Origin of the sequence: Pectobacterium peruviense (genome assembly GCF_002847345.1) — a bacterium.
In the GTDB taxonomy this organism is placed as follows: domain Bacteria; phylum Pseudomonadota; class Gammaproteobacteria; order Enterobacterales; family Enterobacteriaceae; genus Pectobacterium; species Pectobacterium peruviense.
This window is the reverse complement of the sequence record NZ_LXFV01000046.1, coordinates 1-1,259: the sequence shown is the minus strand read 5'-3', so window position 1 is coordinate 1,259 and position 1,259 is coordinate 1. Positions and strand designations below refer to the sequence as shown.

Annotated in this window: 1 protein-coding gene; it reads left to right on the top strand. The window is 49.7% G+C overall.

Annotated features, from left to right (window positions below; all coding sequences use genetic code 11):
* Positions 1 to 246 precede the first annotated feature (246 nt).
* The gene (locus A0G03_RS20570; protein ID WP_048263420.1) at positions 247 to 1,233 is read left to right on the top strand and encodes an IS110 family RNA-guided transposase; all 987 of its coding nucleotides are present in this window, start codon (positions 247 to 249) and stop codon (positions 1,231 to 1,233) included.
* The last annotated feature ends 26 nt before the right edge of the window (positions 1,234 to 1,259 follow it).

The following is a 1,259-nucleotide window of genomic DNA, read 5'->3' as shown; positions in this document are numbered from 1 at the left end:
GGATAGATCGTAAAGACGCTGCAAGTACGTCCATTGTATCTTGAACTAGGTAGTGGGTGATGGTTAGCTACCATCACCTGAAACAGGGTGAATCTGGTACGTCCTATAAGGTCAGACCTTGTCTTACAGCTGAGATCCCCTGTTTCACCTTTCACGCCAGCATCAACTTTGAACGGTAGCCAGGAGCATAGACTCCGCATGAACAAGGAAAATGGGCGTGATGGTTATATGTGAAAGGAGACACGTGTGATTCAGTTAGGTATTGATGTCGGAAAAAGCAAAATAGACTTATGCCTCAGGCCAGATGGCCCGAAAGGTCGCAAGAAAACCAAAATACTGACTAACGGACCTGATGTCGCAGTCAGCGTTCTGGAATGGCTGGCAAAGCAGAAAGTCGCTCCCACGGATGTTCAGGTGGTGATGGAGTCAACAGGCACTTACCATGAACATCTGGCTTACGGCCTTTATGAGCGGGCTGTACGCGTCGTCATTGCCAATCCTGCCCGCGTCCGTGCCTTTGCTCAGGGCATGGGTATCCTCACTAAAAATGATACTGTCGATGCTGACGTTTTAGCCCAGTATGGTGCTATGCGTCAGCCGGATGTGTGGCAGCCCCCTTCTCCCGCTATCCACGAACTAAAAGCACTCCTCAGCAGACGTGATGCGTTGGTACACGATGTGGGTCGTGAAAAAAGCCGACTCGAGAAACTTCTCTCAACGCGATGTTCATTGCTGGTTGAAGCCTCTGTCAGAAAGATGCTTCAGGTGCTGAACAACGAACTGCAGGTGGTACAAGCGCTGATTGATAACCATATCGATAACCATCCTGATCTGAAACGGGATATGGAATATCTGACGTCGATAAAAGGGATAGGGTCAGCAGTCGGGAGTACAATGCTGGTAGTCCTGAGGGGAAATCACTTCATCAGTGCAGAACAGGCAGCATCCTGGGTGGGGGTTGTACCTAAGGAAAAACGCTCAGGAAGCTCTGTCCGCGGCAGAACAAGACTATCAAAGAATGGTCCTCCAGAAGTGAGAGCCAAACTCTTTATGGCTGCAATAGTTGCCGTCAAACACAACCCTCTGCTCAAACAGTTTTATGATCGCCTTCTGGCGGCGGGAAAAGCGAAGATGTCAGCGCTGGGCGGGGTGATGAGAAAGCTGGTACACATCTGCTACGGTGTTGTGATGAAACAGCAAAAGTATGACGAGAATTACGCTACAGCAGCTTGACGATCAAGACGGTAGCTGTAAGCTCG